This window comes from Streptomyces sp. NPDC046831, assembly GCF_040645305.1.
Lineage (GTDB): Bacteria > Actinomycetota > Actinomycetes > Streptomycetales > Streptomycetaceae > Streptomyces.
The window spans coordinates 1-1,341 of sequence record NZ_JBEYXZ010000027.1; the positions used below are offsets into that span (position 1 = coordinate 1).

Here is a 1,341-nt window from a genome sequence, read left to right on the forward strand (position 1 = left end):
CGGGCAGCGGGCCGCACGACCCCGAGGGCACCGCGGTCACCGACCGCCGAGGCCCTACGCCGGTGCCACCCGCGGGTGGCACCGAGCACCGCGACGGCGGTCTCACCTCAGCGGGACGCGCCCGGACGGAACCGGCGGTACAGGGTGGCGCCACCGAGCACCAGCGCCGCGCCCGCGGCGATGGTGGGCAGTGCCTGGTCGGCGCCGGTGTGGGCCAGGGACGACGACGCCTCGGCCTGAGGCGCCGGGTGCGGCTTGGGCGCCGGCTGCGACCGGGGCGGCGCGGACGGCGCGGGCAGCGTCGACGGGGTGACGCCGTCCTCGGGCTCCTCGCCGTTGGTGGACGAGTTGTCTTCGGCCGGGTTGCCGATGCCCACGACGTTCACGGAGTTGCCGCTGACGTTGACCGGCAGGTGCACCGGAATCTGGATGTCGTTGCCCGAGGCGATGCCGGACGAGTTCGACGTGGCACCGTGCGCGGTCGCGCCGCCTCCCCGCGCCTCCTCCCTGCCGTGGTGGCCCGCCCGGTCCTCGTGCTTACTGTCGCCGGACTCGTTGGCGCACCGGTTGCCCACCGCGGGGTTCAGGAGCCCCACCACGTTCACCGTGTTCCCGCACACGTTCACCGGGAGGTGCACCGGAATCTGAACGGTGTTGCCGGAGACCACACCCCGCGATCCGGCCGCGGCGCCGTCCGCCGCGGAGTCGGCGTACACCGGCGCCGCCATGGCCATCGCGCCCGAGGCGGCGGCGACGGCGATCACACTGTTCCGGGTGACCCGTTTCATAGGTTCCTTGCCTTCCAGACATGGTCGCGGGCGCTCACCCGCACCGGGTAAAACGCCGGTGACCCGTCCGAGTTATGGCTTATCGACCGTTCACCCCATCGAGCGGTCCGGTTTTCGAACGCGAGGTAAAGCCGTGCGGGGACCACGGACGTCGGCCGCCCGTACGACCGCCGGCCGTGCGCGCAGTGCGCGGCTCCGGCCGCCGGGAAGCGGGCCAGGGGCCGGGACGGGGAGCCGGCACCCGGGCGCGGGTCACCGGGACGCGGGGGCGGTCCGGCAGGTACGGGAGCCGGCCGCCCGAGCGCGGAGCCGATCGCCGGGACGCGGGCCGAGCTGCCCGGACGCGAGAGCCCGTCGCCGGGACGCGCGCGGAGGAGCCGGAACGCGAGGCCGGTCACCCGGGCTCGGGAGCCAGTCACCCGGGCTCGGGGACTGATCGCCGGGACGCGGAGGCCGGCCGCAGGACGCGAGACCGGCCACCCGGGCACGGGCACCGACCGCCAGGACGCGAAGGCCCGCCGCCAGGACGCGAGACCGGCCACCGGAGACAGGC

Annotated in this window: 1 protein-coding gene; it reads right to left on the reverse strand. The window is 75.5% G+C overall.

Annotation, left to right across the window (positions count from 1 at the left end):
• Positions 1-107: 107 nt before the first annotated feature.
• Positions 108-788, reverse strand: coding sequence for a chaplin family protein (locus tag ABZ920_RS21850; RefSeq protein ID WP_361507418.1), 681 nt, complete (start codon positions 786-788; stop codon positions 108-110).
• Positions 789-1,341: the final 553 nt, after the last annotated feature.

Bases quoted from the DNA above. Each gene is read 5' to 3' on its own strand.
- ABZ920_RS21850 (WP_361507418.1), bottom strand. From the start codon at position 788: ATGAAACGGGTCACCCGGAACAGTGTGATCGCCGTCGCCGCCGCCTCG.